The sequence below is a fragment of the Enterobacter cloacae complex sp. IR53030 genome, assembly GCF_049238365.1.
GTDB lineage: Bacteria > Pseudomonadota > Gammaproteobacteria > Enterobacterales > Enterobacteriaceae > Enterobacter > Enterobacter kobei.
The window spans coordinates 221,009-238,623 of the sequence record NZ_JBMKHA010000001.1 but is presented as its reverse complement, the minus strand read 5'-3'; the positions used below and the strand labels follow the sequence as shown (position 1 = coordinate 238,623).

The 17,615-nt window shown below is 55.3% G+C and carries 16 protein-coding genes; 6 read left to right on the top strand and 10 right to left on the bottom strand.

Annotation, left to right across the window (positions count from 1 at the left end; translation table 11 throughout):
* Positions 1-21: 21 nt before the first annotated feature.
* A complete protein-coding gene (gene ldtB, locus ACOTXR_RS01190) occupies positions 22-942 on the top strand; it encodes a L,D-transpeptidase (RefSeq protein WP_014883119.1) in 921 nt (306 codons plus the stop codon).
* Between the two features lie 41 nt (positions 943-983).
* Here the strand turns inward: ldtB and ACOTXR_RS01185 are convergent, their stop codons facing one another.
* The 9 genes from ACOTXR_RS01185 to mntR all read right to left on the bottom strand — a co-directional run bounded on the left by ACOTXR_RS01185 (position 984) and on the right by mntR (position 11,637).
* The gene (locus ACOTXR_RS01185; protein WP_014883118.1) at positions 984-1,700 is read right to left on the bottom strand and encodes a GntR family transcriptional regulator; all 717 of its coding nucleotides are present in this window, start codon (positions 1,698-1,700) and stop codon (positions 984-986) included.
* 15 nt (positions 1,701-1,715) lie between these two features.
* Complete coding sequence (locus tag ACOTXR_RS01180; protein ID WP_014883117.1) at positions 1,716-3,038, bottom strand: PTS sugar transporter subunit IIC; 1,323 nt, start codon at positions 3,036-3,038, stop codon at positions 1,716-1,718.
* 51 nt (positions 3,039-3,089) lie between these two features.
* Entirely contained in the window at positions 3,090-4,466 is a 1,377-nt protein-coding gene (locus tag ACOTXR_RS01175; protein ID WP_058690450.1) for a glycoside hydrolase family 1 protein, read from the bottom strand.
* Positions 4,467-4,627: 161 nt separating this feature from the next.
* The gene (locus ACOTXR_RS01170; protein WP_058690451.1) at positions 4,628-5,668 is read right to left on the bottom strand and encodes an aldo/keto reductase; all 1,041 of its coding nucleotides are present in this window, start codon (positions 5,666-5,668) and stop codon (positions 4,628-4,630) included.
* A gap of 102 nt (positions 5,669-5,770) precedes the next feature.
* Positions 5,771-7,294 carry an efflux transporter outer membrane subunit gene (locus ACOTXR_RS01165; RefSeq protein ID WP_058690452.1) on the bottom strand — a complete coding sequence of 508 codons (1,524 nt, stop codon included), beginning with the start codon at positions 7,292-7,294 and terminating at the stop codon, positions 5,771-5,773.
* On the bottom strand, positions 7,294-8,865 hold the full coding sequence (locus tag ACOTXR_RS01160; protein ID WP_023332472.1) for a DHA2 family efflux MFS transporter permease subunit: 1,572 nt from the start codon (positions 8,863-8,865) through the stop codon (positions 7,294-7,296). Before ACOTXR_RS01160 ends, ACOTXR_RS01165 begins: the two co-directional genes overlap by 1 nt.
* A complete protein-coding gene (locus ACOTXR_RS01155) occupies positions 8,862-9,956 on the bottom strand; it encodes an HlyD family secretion protein (protein ID WP_014883112.1) in 1,095 nt (364 codons plus the stop codon). The genes ACOTXR_RS01160 and ACOTXR_RS01155 overlap by 4 nt, the downstream gene beginning before the upstream one ends.
* Positions 9,957-10,057: 101 nt before the next feature.
* On the bottom strand, positions 10,058-11,167 hold the full coding sequence (locus ACOTXR_RS01150) for an anion transporter (protein ID WP_023332471.1): 1,110 nt from the start codon (positions 11,165-11,167) through the stop codon (positions 10,058-10,060).
* Positions 11,164-11,637 (bottom strand): manganese-binding transcriptional regulator MntR, encoded by a 474-nt coding sequence (mntR, locus tag ACOTXR_RS01145; RefSeq protein ID WP_014169260.1) that lies wholly within the window; start codon positions 11,635-11,637, stop codon positions 11,164-11,166. Before mntR ends, ACOTXR_RS01150 begins: the two co-directional genes overlap by 4 nt.
* 183 nt (positions 11,638-11,820) lie before the next feature.
* Between mntR and mntS the strand changes: the two genes are divergently transcribed.
* Together mntS and ACOTXR_RS01135 are read left to right on the top strand one after the other, a co-directional pair.
* Positions 11,821-11,949, top strand: a complete 129-nt coding sequence (gene mntS, locus ACOTXR_RS01140; protein ID WP_014831181.1) for a manganase accumulation protein MntS — start codon at positions 11,821-11,823, stop codon at positions 11,947-11,949.
* A 283-nt stretch (positions 11,950-12,232) separates the two neighbouring features.
* Positions 12,233-13,816 (top strand): phosphoethanolamine transferase, encoded by a 1,584-nt coding sequence (locus ACOTXR_RS01135; protein ID WP_058690453.1) that lies wholly within the window; start codon positions 12,233-12,235, stop codon positions 13,814-13,816.
* 111 nt (positions 13,817-13,927) lie between these two features.
* Here the strand turns inward: ACOTXR_RS01135 and ompX are convergent, their stop codons facing one another.
* Complete coding sequence (ompX, locus tag ACOTXR_RS01130) at positions 13,928-14,446, bottom strand: outer membrane protein OmpX (protein ID WP_421766969.1); 519 nt, start codon at positions 14,444-14,446, stop codon at positions 13,928-13,930.
* A 355-nt stretch (positions 14,447-14,801) separates the two neighbouring features.
* On the opposite strand from ompX, the gene rhtA reads away from it, so the two are divergent.
* From rhtA to glnH, 3 genes are all read left to right on the top strand, one after another.
* Entirely contained in the window at positions 14,802-15,689 is an 888-nt protein-coding gene (gene rhtA, locus ACOTXR_RS01125; protein WP_014883109.1) for a threonine/homoserine exporter RhtA, read from the top strand.
* Positions 15,690-15,988: 299 nt separating this feature from the next.
* Positions 15,989-16,492, top strand: coding sequence for a DNA starvation/stationary phase protection protein Dps (gene dps, locus ACOTXR_RS01120; protein WP_058690454.1), 504 nt, complete (start codon positions 15,989-15,991; stop codon positions 16,490-16,492).
* Positions 16,493-16,854: 362 nt separating this feature from the next.
* Positions 16,855-17,598: a glutamine ABC transporter substrate-binding protein GlnH gene (gene glnH / locus ACOTXR_RS01115; RefSeq protein WP_014883108.1), complete on the top strand. Its 744-nt coding sequence runs from the start codon at positions 16,855-16,857 to the stop codon at positions 17,596-17,598.
* Positions 17,599-17,615 lie beyond the last annotated feature (17 nt).

The window sequence follows — 17,615 nt, the reverse complement described above, 5'->3', positions numbered from 1 at the left end:
GGCTTAGATACCTCGCACAACATGAACATGAAATTAACAACGCTTTTTGCGGCGGCGTTAGCCGTAGTAGGTTTTTGTAAGACCGCGTCTGCGGTGACGTATCCCCTGCCGACAGACGGAAGCCGTCTGGTGGGCGAAAACCAGGTGGTGACGGTACCAGAAGGTAACTCTCAGCCGCTGGAGTATTTCGCCGCACAGTACCAGCTGGGCCTGTCTAACATGCTGGAAGCAAACCCGGGCGTTGACCCGTATCTGCCAAAAGCGGGTACCGTACTGAATATTCCTCAGCAGCTGATCCTGCCGGATACCGTTCATGAAGGTATCGTCATTAACAGCGCCGAAATGCGTCTGTATTACTACCCGAAAGGCACCAACACCGTTATCGTGCTGCCAATCGGCATCGGCCAGCTGGGTAAAGACACCCCAATGAACTGGACCACCAAAGTTGAGCGTAAGAAAGCGGGCCCAACCTGGACCCCTACCGCCAAAATGCACGCAGAATACATCGCTGCCGGCGAACCGCTGCCAGCCGTTGTGCCAGCCGGCCCGGATAACCCGATGGGTCTGTACGCGCTGTACATTGGCCGTCTGTACGCCATTCATGGCACCAACGCCAACTTCGGTATCGGCCTGCGCGTAAGCCACGGCTGCGTGCGTCTGCGTAACGACGACATCAAGTTCCTGTTCGAAAACGTGCCGGTCGGTACGCGCGTGCAGTTCATTAACGAACCGGTAAAAGCGACCACTGAGCCAGACGGTAGCCGTTACATTGAAGTGCACAACCCGCTGTCTACCAGCGAAGACCAGATCAACAACAACGAAGTCGTCCCTGTGACGCTGAACAGCGCGGTGCAGGCGGTGACCTCTCAGCCTGACGTGGAAACGACCATCGTTGACCAGGCCGTGCAGAACCGCTCCGGTATGCCGGTGCGTTTGAACTAATAACGAGCATTAAAAAAGCGGGCTTCGATGCCCGCTTTTTTTTACCCGTTATTCACGATAACTATCCCGCCGTGGTCGTACCGATAGTGGCAGTGGGCATATTCCAGCGGCGTGCCATCTTCCAGATAAATGACCTGCTCCACCTCCAGCACCGGATCGGTTTCCTCGCAGACCAGATGTTGCCTGTCCAGCGCATTGGGTTTTAGCGCCCGCACCACCCTGTATGACCCCATAATTTTCAGCCCCAGCGTCTCCTGAACATACTGAAACACCGAACCGTCAAGATGGCTTTTCGTCAGGCCGGGCACCAGGGTCATCGGCATTACCGTTGAATCCAGCGACATCGGTTCACCGTTTAATAAACGCAGGCGAATAAAATCATAGACCGGCGCATCGGCATTAATCATCAGCGACGCCTGCTCTTTCTCGTTCGGGAAGCGCAGTTCAAAATGCACCACCTGGCTCGTGACCGTACCCAGATGTTCCCAGGTTTTGGTGGCACCAAAATAGTCGCTGCCGGAGAGATCCCACTGGGAAAGCTGAAGGAAGTTTTTGCGGATAAAGGTGCCCTGCCCCTGACGGGTATAAACCAGACCTTCGACAATCAGCTGGCGCATCGCCTGCTGGATGGTCATCCGGCTGGTGCTGAACTCCGCCGCCAGCGCAAACTGGTCCGGAAGTGGTTCATTGGCGGCGTACTGCTGGCTGATAATGCGTTTTTTAATTTCCCGCGCTATGGTGATGTACTTCGCCGCCATCGTCCTTCCTTTCAGTTAGTTTTCTATCCCGCTGTTTTTCAACGCCACTCGCTCGGCAATCTTGAGGAAAGGCAGGTAGAAGAATACACCAAAAACAATGATTGCCAACTGCACCACCACCGCCCGCCAGTCCCCTGCCGTGGCCAGCCAGGCGCTCAGAATCGGCGGCGTGGTCCACGGGATCATCACCACGCAGCGCGACATTAACCCCAGCGTGGTGCAGAGCCAGGCAACGTAAATGCCAATCGCGGGCAACAGCACAAACGGGATCATCAGCGGCAGGTTAAAGACAATCGGCAGGCCAAAAATCACCGGCTCGTTGATGTTGAATAAACCGGGCGCCAGCGACAGGCGCGCCACCTGCTTCGCCGACTTCTGCCGGGAGAAGATAAAGATGGCGATCAGCAGCGAAATGGTGCTGCCCGTCCCGCCCACCATGCCAAACGTCGGTACGAAGATGTTGTTGATGATATGCGGGATGGGCTGGCCATTGGCAAAGGCCAGCATGTTCTCGTTGGTGTTGATCAGCAGGAACGGTTCCAGTACCACGCTGTTGACCACCGACTGATGAATCCCGAGCGTGAACAGGAAGTTACCGAAGCTGTAGATAAAAATCGTTCCCGGCAAGCTGGTGTTGATCAGCCGCAGCGGCTGCTGGATAAAGGTCGTGATGAGATGGATCAGGTCCGTGTGCAGCACGTTTGCCAGCAGTGCTGCCAGCACGGCAAATACTGACAATGTCAGAATGGTTGGGATCAGCGCTGTAAAGGATTTACTCACCGCCGGAGGCACATTTTCCCCCAGCGAAATGTGCAGCGCCTTGAGCCGCGAAATGGCAATAAACAGCTCCGTTGAGAGTAGCCCGATCAGCACTCCGGCAAAAATCCCGGTAGAGCCGATATTGGCGAACGTCAGTACCTGAGTGACGTTCACCGTGGTCTCGCTGCCGACGGGCGTCAACTGCAGGCGCATCGGCATCATGATGATAAAACTGCTGACGGCGATAACCACTGCCGAGACCGGATTGTCGAAATCTTTATTGCGCGCCAGCGACCAGGCAATCATCGGGGCCAGCAGCAGCGCGGCGATATTCAGCGTGCCGTTGATTATCGCCTCCCCCCAGACCTTAAACTGCGTGAGCGTGTCGCCGTCAAAAATCCACGGGAACACCACGTTGTTCACCAGCACCGCCAGACCGGCGAGGATGAAAATCGGCATCACCGTGGCGAAGGCATCGCGCAGGGAGCGCAGGTGCACCTGGTTTGCCAGGCGCGCCGAGAACTCAACAAATTTATCGACAAAGGACTGCATATGCGGTGTGATTTTTGTTTCAGACATAGCGGATAGTTCCCATCAATCAGTCACAAAAACGGCCCGGCAGCGTACGGCTTACATCTCGCGTCCGTTGGTATGAATGACCTGTTTCAGCCAGGCGTAGCTTTTCTTCGGCACGCGCTTCAGGTCTTTCAGGTCGTGGTTTTCTCGGTTGACGTAGACCACGCCGTAGCGCTTACGCATGTCGCCCTGGGAGCTGAGAATGTCGATTAACCCCCAGCCGAGGTAGCCGATGACCTCTGCGCCATCTTCGAACATCGCCGCTTTCATTGAGTCGATATGCGCCCGGTGGTAGTCGATGCGGTAGGTGTCCTCAATCGGGTTGACGCCGTCCCAGGACTCAATCACGCCAATACCGTTTTCAATCGGGAAGACCGGCATCCGCCAGTCGTTGGCGTAGCGGGTGATGATGGTGCGAAAGCCCATAGGGTCGATCTGCCAGTTCCACTCGGTGGCTTTCAGGTACGGGTTATTTTTCTCACCGTGTAGCAGGTAATAGTTGACCGGCGTGCCTTCCGGGATGGCATCGCTGTCCAGCGTTTTGCTGGCGTAATAGCTGAAGGCCATAAAGTCGTTTTTGGTACGCGCCAGCAGCGCTAAATCTTCGTCGCGGTAGATATTGCCAAAGCCTTCCTGCTCCACCACCGCCATCACCGCCGGGCTGTAACCCTGACCCGCAAAAACGCGCAGCAGGTTCTGGTTGAGGAATTCATCGTACTGCTGGGCGCAGAAGATATCGCGCGGTTTGCAGGTGGCCGGGTAAATCAGCTGGTGCGCCAGCATGCCGCCCATCAGCTGGCCCGGTTTGGTCTGGTGCAGATACTCGGTCAGCGACATATGCGCCACCATCGCATGGTGCTGTAACTCATAGAGCTCGCGAAGGGTTTGCTCCCCTTTCAGGTAACCGGAAATGCGGAAGGCTTCCGGCATATGGAAAATGTTCTGCTCGTTGAAGGTCAGCCAGTACTTCACCCGGTCGCCAAAGCAGTCGATCATCTTCTTGCCGTAGCGGATAAAGGCCTCCATCACGCGGCGATCGTTAAATCCGTTGTACTCCTGCGCCAGCGCCAACGGCATATCGAAGTGATAGAGGCAGATCATCGGCTCGATGCCGCGCGCGATAAGATCGTCAATAAAGCGGTCGTAAAAGGCGATCCCCTCGTCGTTGAACGCGCCATCGCCCTGCGGGCAGACACGGCTCCATGAGATCTGAAAGCGGTAGCAGTTCATGCCCAGATCCTGCATCAGGTCGAAATCTTCCCTGTAGCGGTGGTAGGAGTCGGTCGCCACTTTCCAGTCGGAGATATTTTCTCCGGCTTCACGAATGTCGTAGACCGACATGCCCTTTCCGCCCTCGTTCCATGCCCCTTCCGTCTGCATGCTGGAGACCGAGTTGCCCCATAAAAAATTGGCTGGCAGCGATGTATTCATGCTCTCTCCCTATATGACTAGTCATTTTAAATTTCATGACTAGTCATATAGGCGAAGATGAAAAGGGGATCAAAGGGGAGGATCGTTTTTTGTGAGATGGATTGAAATAATGCCTACGGAAAGTAGCCCCGGTAAGCGAAGCGCCACCGGGGAGAGGACGGTTAAAGCTGCACTAACTGGTTACGACGATATTCCCCCTGGCGCTCAAGCATCCAGCCCGGGTATTCCCCTGGCAACGCGCTGACGGCATCAAGCTGTTTAAGCTCGTCTTCGCTTAAGCGGATCCCGGTTGCGGCGATATTGTCATTCAACTGATCGACGCGTTTCGCGCCCACGATCACGCTGGTTACCGCTTTCTGGTGAAGCAGCCACGCCAGCGCGATCTGCGCGACGGAGACGCCTTTGCTTTCGGCAATCGTGCGCATTACATCCACGCAGTCGAAGGCGCGATCTTTATTGACCGGCGGGAAGTCAAACTCCAGACGGCGCCCGCCCGATTCACTCTGCCCGTTGCGATCGTATTTCCCGCTCAGCAGACCGCCCGCCAGCGGGCTCCAGACCATCAGCCCGACGCCTTCGCTCTGCATCATCGGCACCAGCTCGCGCTCAAGATCGCGCCCGGCGATGGTGTAATACGCCTGCAACGACGCGAAGCGTGCCAGCCCCAGACGCTCGGAGATGCCAAGCGCTTTGGCAATCTGCCACGCTGCCCAGTTCGAGACGCCGATATAGCGCACGTGGCCGTGCTGTACCAGGGTATCCAGCGCACGGAGCGTCTCTTCAATGGGGGTGGCAGGGTCAAAGCCGTGCAGCTGGTAGAGATCGATATGATCCAGCTGCAGGCGGCGCAGACTCTCCTTCACGCTGCCGATGATGTGATATCGCGAGCTGCCGCGCGAGTTCACGCCCGCGGTGCCGGTTTCACCGAACACTTTGGTCGCGACCACCACGTTCTCCCGCGGAATTTTCAGGTTCTTCAGCGCCTGGCCGGTGATCTCCTCCGAGCGCCCTTCCGAGTAAACGTCGGCGGTGTCGATAAAGTTGATCCCGGCATCCAGCGCGCGGCCCACCAGCTGTTCGGCTTCGCTCTGCTGCAGCTGGCCAATCTTGCCCCACATGCCGCCTTCCCCGCCGAAGGTCATGGTCCCGAGGCAGAGTTCAGAAACAAACAGACCGGTGTTGCCCAGTTTTTGATAACGCATAAGTCATTCCTCACATGTCGAATGGGTGCCAGTTAGTTATACCCGCCCCTCTGTCATCGCGAATGTGGCGTTCCTGTCCGTTTCTTGCCCAATCCTCTGAATTTATCCGCGCGGGGCTTCGCCAAAGACGCTGTAATCCGGGAGCTGCACCTGCTGATACGGCTCCCAGCCGCCGCCAAGCGCCTTGTAGAGCGCCACCAGATCGAGCGCGCTTTGCACCTGCGCCTGAGCGCGCTGCTGCTGAGCCTGGGCGAGCTGACGCTGGGCATCCAGTACGTCGATAAAGCTGGCGATGCCCTGTCGATAGCTGTCGCTGGCTAAGTCAAAGGCGTTTTGCAGGGCGTCGATCGTTTTTGCGAGGCCCGCTTCACGTTGCTGGTCGGTGCGGTAGCTGACCAGCGCATTTTCAACATCGCCGAGCGCGGTGAGCACCGTCTGCCGATAGTCCAGCACCGCAGCCCCCTGCTGCGCGCGCGCCACCTTCACGCTGGAGACCAGTCGTCCGCCCTGGAAAATCGGAATAGAAACCTGTGGACCGAAGCTGTAGAAATGGCTGCTCCAGTCGGTCAGCCAGTTGGTTTCGCTATTACGCAGGCCAAACTGCCCGGAGAGGGTAAAGCTCGGGAACAGCTCGGCCACCGAGACGCCGATTTGCGCCGTGGCGGCATGAAGATTCGCCTCCGCCTCACGCACGTCCGGACGACGGCGCGCCAGCGTGGACGGAATGCCCGTTTGCACGATATCCGGCAGCGCAGGCATTGGCTGCGCTGACTGGAGTTCGGCATCCAAAGCGCCCGGCGGCTTGCCGAGGAGGATTGCCAGGCCGTTCATCGCCTGCCGCGCCTGCGCCTGATATTGCGGCAGTTGCGCTTCCAGATTTCCCAGCTGCGCCCGGGCATTTTCTACGTCCATCTGTGGCGAGAGCCCGCCGCGCTGGCGGCTTTCAGTGAGATCCAGCGTCTGCTGCGCGCTCTCAATCTGGGTATTCAGGGTGGCGATAATACTCTGCGCGCCGCGCAGCTGTAGCCACGCCCGCGCCACTTCCGCTTCCAGCGACACCAGCGCGTCGTTACGCTGCTCGATAGCCGCCTTCTGCTGGGCTTCCGCGGCTTCCACCTGACGGCGCACCTTGCCCCACAGGTCAATTTCCCACTGGGCGTCGAAACTGCCCTGGTAGAGGTTGATCGGCTGCGTCAGCGGGCCTAACGCGCCCCGCAGGGCTGGATCGACATTATCCAGCTGGTCATACACGCCGTGGGATTTCAGCTCGCCTTCCAGCCCGAGCTGTTGGCGCGTCGCCTGTAGATTGCCATTAACCGACGGGAAAAATGCTCCGCCTGCCTGATTAATCTGTTCACGTGCCCCGGCAATGCGTAGCACCGTTTGCTGCAGGGTCAGGTTTCCGGCAATAGCCCGTTCAACGAGGCTATCGAGCTGCGGCGAGCCGAAGGTTTTCCACCAGCGCGGGTTGGTCGCAGCGGAGATGGTTTGCGATTTCACGCCGCTGTCGCCCTTATCGTTCCAGTGCGTGACGGCCGGCGGCGCGGGTGGCTGGTAATCCGGTCCCACGGCACAGCCAGCCAGCAGCAGCATTATCATCAGAGGGTGTAAACGTCTGTGTATCATCAATGTGCTCCTGCACTCCCCTCGCTCTTAACCGGCGAGAGCAACAAACAAAACGGAATCAGTAACAAGGCCACCACGCTCAGCAGGGTGAAGACGTCGATGTAGGCCAGGAAGCGCGACTGCTCGATCATGGTCTGGTACATCCGCCCGGTGGCAATGCCGGTTGGGTCACCCACCTGAGTCGTGAAGTTCTGGATCGCCTGGGCGCTTTCGCGTATCGCCTGCTGAAACTGCTCGTTAAACGGCGAAGCGTGATACGCCAGATGCGCGCTATGGGCCTGCGAGCGCTCGGTAATGGCCGCCGTCGAGAGCGAAATCCCAATCGAGCCCGCCACGTTGCGGAACATGGTAAACAGCGCCGCCGCGTCGGCGTTGAGCCGTCTCGGTATCGAGATGAAGGCAATCGTGGTGAGCGGCACAAACAGGAACCCCAGCCCAATCGACTGAGCGCTGCGGAACAGCACCAGAGTTTCGAAGTCGATATCCGGCGTCAGCGTACGTGACCAGAAGAACGAGACCGCCAGGCAGGTAAAGCCAAAGGCGATAATCCAGCGCGTCTGCACCACCGGCATGAGCTTCAGCACCAGCGGGATGGTGAGTACAATCAGCACCGCGCCGGGCGACAGCACCAGCCCGGACCAGGTGGCGGTATAGCCCAGATCCTGCTGCGCCAGCTGCGGGATCACCACCGAGCTGCCGTATAAAATCATCGCCATCCCAGCCATTAACAGGCTGGAGATCGCGAAGTTGCGGTCTTTCAGGCAGTACAGATCCACCACCGGCTTTCTGGCATACACCAGCCAGTAGATCGCGCCGATGATACCGATCAGCGTCAGCACGGCGAAAGTGCGGATAAAGTTTGAGTAGAACCAGTCTTCATCCTCTCCCCGGTCCAGCATCACCTGCAAACAACCGAGCCCTAAGGCGATCAGCCCGATCCCCGTCCAGTCGATGGTTAGCTTCTCTTTCGATTTACTCTCCCACGGCGGATCTTCCAGCAGCTGATAGATCGCCAGTACCGTGACGATCCCCACCGGGATGTTGATAAAGAACACCCAGCGCCAGGAGTAGTTGTCGGTGATCCAGCCGCCGAGCGTGGGGCCGAGCACCGGCGCAACGATAATCGCAATAGAGGAGAGACCAAACGCTTTGCCCCGGTCCTCCGGCTTGAAGTAGTCGAGCAGCACCGACTGCTGGGTAGGCTGCAACCCGCCGCCAAAGAAGCCCTGCATCACGCGGAACAGGATGATCTGCCACAGCTCGGTGGCGATCCCGCACAGGAACGAACAGACGGTGAACATCACAATGCAGATTAAGAAGAACTGCTTGCGGCCAAACACCCGGCTCAGAAACGCCGAGATGGGCAGCACGATGCCGTTCGCCACCAGATAGCTGGTTAAAACCCAGGTCGATTCGTCATAGCTGGAGGAGAGCGAACCCGCGACGTGCGGCAGCGCCACGTTAACGATGGTGGTGTCCAGAATTTCCATAAACACCGCCAGGGTGACCACAATCGCCACCGCCCACGGGTTACTGGCGGGTTTCCAGCTGTCGTGGCTATGATCCGTCATTCCACTGTCACCTTCGGCGCCACCGACAGCCCCAGCGGCAGCGGTTTATTCGGGTCGAGTCCCTTATCAATCACGATTTTCACCGGCACGCGCTGCACAATTTTGACGAAGTTGCCGGTGGCATTTTCTGCCGGGAAAGCGGAGAAGCGTGAGCCACTGCCCTGCTGAATACTGTCGACGTGGCCCTCAAGTTCCATATCCGGCCACGCATCCACGGAGACGGTGACCTTATCGCCGGGCTTCATGCGTTCAAGCTGGGACTCTTTAAAGTTCGCCACCACCCATACGTTAGGGGAAACCAGTGAGAACAGCGCGGTGCCCGCCTGCACCAGCGTCCCGGGCTGCACGTTGCGTTTGGTGACAAAGCCGTCGAACGGGGCACGGACTTCGGTGTAGGAGAGATTCAGATTGGCCGTTTCGAGCTGCGCTTTCGCCTGCTCGACCTGACGCTCACGTGCTTCAACGTTGGTTTCCTGCTGGCGAATTTGCAGTTGAACCTGCTCCGCCACTTCCAGCTGCGCCTGGGCGCTGGCCAGTGCAGCCTGCGCGCTGCGCAGCTGTGCGTTCGCAGAATCAATACTTTGTTGCGTGGTCGCCCGCGGGTCGACGCCGCGTTGACGACGGTACTCCGCCTGCGCGTTCGCCAGATCGGCCTGCGCTTTCAGTACCTGCGCTTTCGCTTCGTCACGCTGGGCAGGATACTGCACTTTTGAGAGCGCCAGCTGCGCCTGGGCCTGATGGAGCTGCGCGATAGCCAGTCCAAGCTGAGCCTGAGCCTGATCGCGCTGGGCGGTGGTATCGCGTGGATCGATAACCACCAGCAGATCGCCTTTTTTAACGCGCTGGTTATCGCGCACGTGCAGCCCGGTGACATAGCCCGCCGTTTTGGGGGCAATCGTCACCACATCGCCATCGGTAAAGGCGTCGTCAGTTGTCTCTTCGTTACGGGTTAAAAACCACCAGACCAGCGCCACGACAACCATCACTACCACGACAATGCCGAGGATAATTAACGGTTTTTTGCCCGGTCGCTTACGTTCATTATTGTTGTTTTCCTGCTCGTCAGCAGGCGTTTTTTGATCTTCAGCCATAGTTCAGCAACGGTCCTGTCAGTGAGCGGCATCACACTATGCCGTTCACTAAAGCTAGGACGTTGCTATACGTTTGCCAGGAAAAACTGACAAATTGCGCACTATATGAGAAGGAATAATCCGAAACCGATCGCCGCAGCCCACACCAGCATGGGGAGGGACCAGAGATGGAAGCGCCACCAGATACGACGATCGCTGGCCATACGCAGGGCAATGAGGTTTGCCAGCGAGCCGGGCAGCAGCCCAAACCCGCCAATGTTCACCGCCCAGGCCAGAAGGGTGTCAGGCGGAACATAGTTGAGCAGCAGAATGGTGGAAGGCACGTTGCTGATAAACTGCGACAGGCCAATGGCCGTCAGCCACAGACCCGGCTGAGACAGCGTGCTGACGCTGTGCAACACGTTTTGCAGCACCGGAAGCTGGATAAGAAGATGCACATCAATAAACATCGCCATAAAGACCAGCAGCAGCGTCCAGTCCACGCTCACCAGCACCCGGCGTGCCAGCACGACAAAGCCTGCGGCGACCAGCAGCACACCCGCCAGCTCAACCTTCAGTTCCAGCGCGATGAGAAAGACGATGTACAACCCGAGGCAGCTCCAGACCAGACGCGGCTGCCACTGCGGGCCCGCGGTTCCGCTATGGTACTGCAGTTTTTTATCCGGAAAAGCAAACCAGCATACCGCCAGTAGCGACAGCATCATCACCAGTGCCAGCGGGGCCATCTGCCAGGTAAAGGCGGCAAACGACAGGCCGGACCGCCCCCAGAGCAGGATATTTTGCGGGTTGCCGATAGGGGTCAACAGAGAACCGGCGTTCACGGCCAGCGCTTCAAAGATGATCAGCCGGCTGACCGGGATCTCGCAAAGCCTGCGTAGCGTCAGCGTGAGGGGCACGATGATAAACAGTGCCACATCGTTGGTCAGAAACGTCGACAGCACCGCAGCGGAGAAGACCATAAACAGCGCCAGCCTGCGCTCGGTGGCAAAACGGCGCACCATTTTACGGCCCAGCACGTCAAAATAGCCGCTCAGCTCAACCCCTTTGGTCAGCATCATTAACCCACTCAGGGTAATGATGGTGCGCCAGTCAATGGCGGCAACCCAGGCGCGGGGCGCAAACGGCACAAAGAGGCTTAACCCTGCGCCAATGATTAATAAGAGATGGAAGAAACGATCGCGTGCCAGGGCATGCAGTCCGGGGATTTTCATTCAGCGGAGGGACCGTATTTAAGGGTAAATTCACGAAACTTCACCAGCGTCTCTTCACTTACGTGGTGCTCCATTCCTTCCGCATCCCGGCGGGCAATCTCCGGGCTAACGCCCAGTACCAGTAAAAAGTTCTCGACCAACTGGTGACGCTCGCGGCTCTCCTGCGCAAGCTTCTCCCCTTCCGGCGTCAGAAATACACCGCGCCAGGGGATCATTTCAATTAAGCCCACCGAAGCCAGACGTTTTAACATTTTAGCCACTGTCGGCTGTGATACCCCCAGTCTGGCGGCCATATCGACCTGCCGCGCTTCCCCGACTTCACGGATCAGATCGGAAATCAGCTCAACATAGTCATCAATCAGTTCACGACGGTGCGCTTCACGGACCTGGCGAAACCCTTCGACATGTTCTTCAACATTCACCAGCTGCGTCGTTTTTCTGATTGTTGGCTTACCTGCGCGACGGTTCATTGTACTTCCTCAGTGGGGTGACGCTTCCAGCGCCCGGTATCGAGAGCGCACATTGTAAACCATCCCTCTGCAAGCACAAAAAATTAACGAAATAGCCATAGCTATACAATATAGCCTGTGCTATATCTGTATGTAATGCAGTCACCCTTCACGGATCGAAGGGATCAAAAATCAGGAGGTCTTATGAACGAATTCAAGAGGTGTATGACCGTGTTTACCCACTCTCCCTTTAAAGTGCGCTTGATGCTGTTGAACATGCTGTGCGATATGTTTAACAACAAACCGCATCAGGACGACAAACCTTCCCACTAAGCGGCGTTGCGGTACGCCGCTTCATCTCTGCGTCACATTCCTGCTGTAAACTGGCTTCCGGCCGCCCTATTCCCGATCTTTTTTACGGATTTGCAATCCTCTTCGCAAAACATCTGTTGAGCAACTGTTGCTATTATTTTGCGCTCGCACTATCTTCTTGCAGCCCTGCACTATTTGCGGCTCGCTGAAGCGGACCCTCATTCCCTTTCTACGCACTGTCAGGCAGGTTATGACCCTTGACGCCAGGGTGAGCACATGGCGTTTTTATCCATGATAGTGACCTATGAATTTAACCCTGATAGATTCTGTCGTTACCCGTAGCCGGGCCTTAAGCCCGTGGACGGCGTTTTATTTTTTGCAGTCATTGCTGATTAACTTTGCACTCGGCTATCCCTTCAGCCTGCTGTATGCGGTGGCGTTCACCTGCATTCTGCATGTGCTGTGGCGGGCCGCTCCGCGCGTGCAAAAAACGCTGATTGGAATCTGTTCGCTGGTCGCTGCCCTCTATTTCCCGTTTGGCCAGGCTTATGGCTCGCCAAACTTTAATACCCTGCTCGCGCTACACTCGACCAATATGGAAGAGTCGACGGAGATCCTGACCATCTTCCCGTGGTACAGTTACGTGGTAGGGCTCTTTATCTTCGCGCTGGGGATTATTGCCCTCCGCCGTCAGTCAGTTGAGGAAAAATCCTGGGGCAAGATCGAAATTCTCTGTCTGGTATTCAGTATTGCCGTGGCGTTCGTCGCCCCCATCCAGAATATTCCCTGGGACGGTAAGTTAAGGCTCATTAACGTAGGCTATCCGGTTTTCCGCTTCGTGAAAGACGTTGTCGTGAATAACAGAGAAGTGCTCGACGAGCAGGCCCGCATGGCTGAACTTTCCAATAAGAAAGACACCTGGAACGTGCTGGCGGTGAAGCCGAAATACCATACCTACGTGGTAGTGATCGGCGAGAGTGCCCGTCGCGACGCAATGGGCGCATTCGGCGGACACTGGAATAACACGCCGTTTGCCAGCTCGGTCAATGGCACCCTGTTTACTGATTATGTCGCGGCCAGTGGCTCGACGCAGAAATCGCTGGGTCTGACGCTAAACCGTGTGGTAGAGGGCAAACCCCAGTACCAGGATAACTTTGTTACCCTGGCAAACCGCGCAGGTTTCCAGACATGGTGGTTCTCTAATCAGGGGCAAATTGGCGAATACGATACGGCCATCGCCAGTATCGCGAAGCGTGCTGACGAAGTGCAGTTCCTGAAGAGCGGTGACTTTGAGGCCGACAAAAATACGAAAGACGAAGCGTTGCTGAAAATGACGGCGCAGGTGTTTGCCACCCCACGCACCCAGCCTCAGCTGATTGTCCTTCACCTGATGGGCTCACACCCCCAGGCCTGCGATCGCACTGACGGGAAATACGCGGATTTCGTGCAGTCCAAAGAGACCTCTTGTTATCTCTACACCATGACGCAAACCGACGACCTGCTCAGCAAGCTGTACGATCAGCTGCGCAATACGGGCGACAGTTTCTCTGTGGTCTATTTCTCGGATCACGGGCTGGCGTTTAAAGAGCGTGGCAAAGAAGTGCAATACCTGGCCCATGACGACAAGTTCCAGCAGAACTTCCAGGTACCGTTTATGGTGCTGTCGAGTGATGATAAAACGCATCGCGTGATTAAAGCGCGCCGTTCGGCGAATGATTTCCTGCAGTTCTTCTCTCAGTGGACGGGGATTAAAGCCGAAGAGATAAAAAATGCGTATCCGTTTATCTCCAACAAGAAAGCGCCCCCAGTGTACGTTACCAACTTCAAGTTACAGAAAGTTGACTATAACCATCTGGGTACGGATATTTTTGATATTAAGAGTAAGTGATTTCTGCCGTCAGACTGATGCCCTCACCCTCACCCTCTCCCACATGGAGAGGGAACAAACAAAAAAAAATCCGCCACATTGGGCGGATTTTTTATTCGATCACCGGAGTGATTAGAAGCGGTAACCTACGCCCGCGATCCAGGTGCCAACGTCAACGTTGCGGATACGGCTCTGCTCATAGGAGAAGTCCAGAGCAACGTCCTGGATTGGGTTGATCTGCAGGCCTGCGCCATAGGAGAAGCCGTAGTCGCTGGTGCTTGCAGTGCGGTTCAGACCCTGGTTTTCGGTCTGCTGGAATTTACCGTAGCCAACACCTACAACACCGTAGATGCTTGCCCAGTCATTCAGACGGTAAGCTGGACCAGCAGTGATACCGTAGTACTGGCCTTTGTTGTACGCGCCGTTTTCAGTACGATCTTTCTCGGTGTAGGTGAAAGAACCGATCACGCCCAGCGGGTTGTTATCCTGCTCGTAACGATACTTCAGGTTGAAACCGTTAGTTTTGTTCATTACGCCCTGCATATCGCTCTGAGCGTAACCACCGGTTACAGTAGAAGTAGCCGCTACAGCGGTACCTGCGGAAACAGCCAGTACAGCGGCCAGTGCTGAAAGACATGCAATTTTTTTCATAACCACCTCAAATGTGCTTCAAGTAAGTCCGTAAGTTTTAAATATATCAAAAAATTTTGCGAAACTCTTTGTGATTCGTGATGTCTAACGAGGTCTTTCCTGTAACAGAACGTTTCCAACCTCAGCTAACTCTTTCAAATCACATGCGATTTTTCCTACAAAACGCCCATATTGCGCGTCTGTGCTGTTACATTCATCCAGATTATTCCTAATCTTTAAGACGATTAATCCAGCAGTAGTTAACCATTTTACGGATTTCATGGGGCTTTTTTTTCAACAGAGTCTCAACCGTCGCTGTATATTTCCTTTACACTGCAACCTTTACTTCATTTGACAGAAGCTGACAGGAGAAAGGATGCCTGGGTTATCCCGCACGTCGTCGGTCTGGTTGCCGGTAGCAGTCATACTCATTGCCATGTTGTCCATTCAAAGCGGTGCCTCGCTGGCAAAATCGCTCTTTCCACTGGTAGGGGCACCCGGGGTGACGGCCCTGCGTATCGTGCTGGGCACGGCGATACTGGTTGCCATTTTCAAACCCTGGCGTCTGCGCTTCAAAAAAGAGCAACGTCTCCCCCTGCTGTTTTATGGTCTGTCCCTTGGGGCGATGAACTATATGTTCTACCTCTCCATCCAGACCATCCCCCTCGGGATCGCCGTCGCACTGGAGTTTACCGGTCCGCTGGCGGTGGCACTTTTCTCTTCCCGTCGTCCGGTGGATTTTATCTGGGTCGTATTAGCGGTGCTGGGCTTATGGTTCCTGTTGCCGCTCGGCCAGAATGTCACTGAGATTGATCTTACGGGTGCCGCGCTGGCTCTCGGAGCCGGTGCCTGCTGGGCCGTTTATATCCTCACCGGGCAGCGCGCTGGCGAAGAACATGGCCCGGCAACGGTCGCCCTGGGTTCCGTGATTGCGGCTATCGTTTTTGTGCCGATCGGTATGGCGCAGGCCACGGCGTCTATCTGGCAATGGTCAGTTATGCCCATTGGGCTGGCGGTCGCAGTGCTCTCAACGGCGCTCCCCTATTCTCTGGAGATGATCGCCCTGACGCGTCTGCCGACACGCATTTTTGGCACCCTGATGAGCATGGAGCCTGCCCTGGCGGCAATCTCCGGAATGGTATTCCTTGGCGAAACGCTGACGTTTACCCAGACGCTGGCACTCTGCTCTATTATTGCAGCCTCAATGGGGTCAACGCTCACCATGCGCCCGGAACCCAAAGTTGAGAAAATCGACATCAACTGATGCCATATATTCTGCATGGCTTTCTGGCCATGCAGAATAAAGGCCAGATCGTCAGGCGTTATAATTTCTTACATACTTTGTCATATTATCGAAATATCCTGCCAGGCCTGTTTTCTCTGTCCTCAATTAAGATTGATCTGTATCAATTCTGAAATAATCTATTTATATCAGTAAATTATATTATCAACCTCCTTCTTGCTATTAAACCGATAGGCACAGCCAGACCGCAGAGAAAAAATCCGGTGCTATACTTAGTTCCGTAATTACCTGGGACATTAACATCAAGAGGATATGAGATTATGAGTACCGCTAAACTGGTGAAAACGAAAGCGTCTAATCTGCTTTATACCCGTAACGATGTATCGGATAGCGACAAAAAAGCGACCATTGAGTTGCTGAATCGCCAGGTGATCCAGTACATCGATCTTTCGCTGATCACCAAACAGGCCCACTGGAATATGCGCGGTGCAAACTTTATTGCCGTTCATGAAATGCTGGATGGCTTCCGCACAGCACTGGTGACACACCTCGATACGATGGCTGAACGTGCCGTACAGTTGGGTGGTGTTGCGCTGGGTACCACGCAGGTGATTAACAGTAAAACGCCACTGAAAAGCTACCCGCTGGATATCCATACCGTGCAGGATCACCTGAAAGAGCTGGCAGACCGTTACGCGATTGTGGCCAATGACGTGCGCAAAGCGATTAGCGAAGCCAAAGATGAGGATACGGCAGATATCTTCACCGCCGCCTCCCGCGATCTGGATCAGTTCCTGTGGTTTATCGAATCTAACATCGAGTAATCCATACGGTTTTTCTATCGAACCCTCGCCTTCCGGTGAGGGTTTTGCACATCTATGGTGCACACTTTTGGCCTGATACGGTGCAAAAGTGAAGAAATTGTAATAATCACCTCACACAACCGTTAATGGAAGATTGTTTTTTCGTCAGAATTTACGCTAAATATCTCCCCGTCAGTTGAGCCAAACGACGCGCACCAAAATGGTGCTCCATCATGGCGCAACACAACATCATTGCCCCGTTTTTTGTGCAATGCATGACTCCATCCCCTTTGCAAAACAACAGCTTGTAAAGTTGGCACGATTTTTTCATTGTGCCTGTCGTTCTCTCAGGGGATCGCCCCGTGGATATAAAAGGAAATGCTATGAAGTCTGTATTAAAAGTTTCACTGGCTGCACTTACCCTGGCTTTTGCGGTGTCCTCTCAGGCTGCCGACAAACTGGTTGTGGCGACCGACACGGCGTTCGTTCCGTTTGAATTCAAACAGGGTGATAAATACGTTGGTTTCGATGTTGATTTGTGGGCCGCTATCGCAAAAGAACTCAAACTGGATTACACCCTGAAGCCAATGGACTTCAGCGGCATCATCCCGGCACTGCAAACCAAAAACGTTGATCTGGCCCTGGCGGGTATCACCATCACCGAAGAGCGTAAAAAAGCGATCGACTTCTCTGACGGTTACTACAAAAGTGGTCTGCTGGTCATGGTCAAAGCCGATAACAATGACGTCAAAAGCGTGAAAGACCTCGACGGTAAAGTTGTCGCAGTGAAGGGCGGTACCGGTTCCGTGGATTACGCAAAAGCGAACATTAAAACCAAAGACCTGCGTCAGTTCCCGAACATCGACAACGCGTACATGGAACTCGGCACCAACCGTGCTGACGCTGTTCTGCACGACACACCGAACATCCTGTACTTCATCAAAACCGCAGGTAACGGCAAGTTCAAAGCGGTAGGCGACTCTCTGGAAGCACAGCAGTACGGTATCGCATTCCCGAAAGGCAGCGACGATCTGCGCACGAAAGTGAACGGCGCGCTGAAAACGCTGAAAGAGAACGGCACGTATAACGAAATCTACAAAAAATGGTTCGGTACTGAGCCTAAATAATTTCACCTGAAATCAGG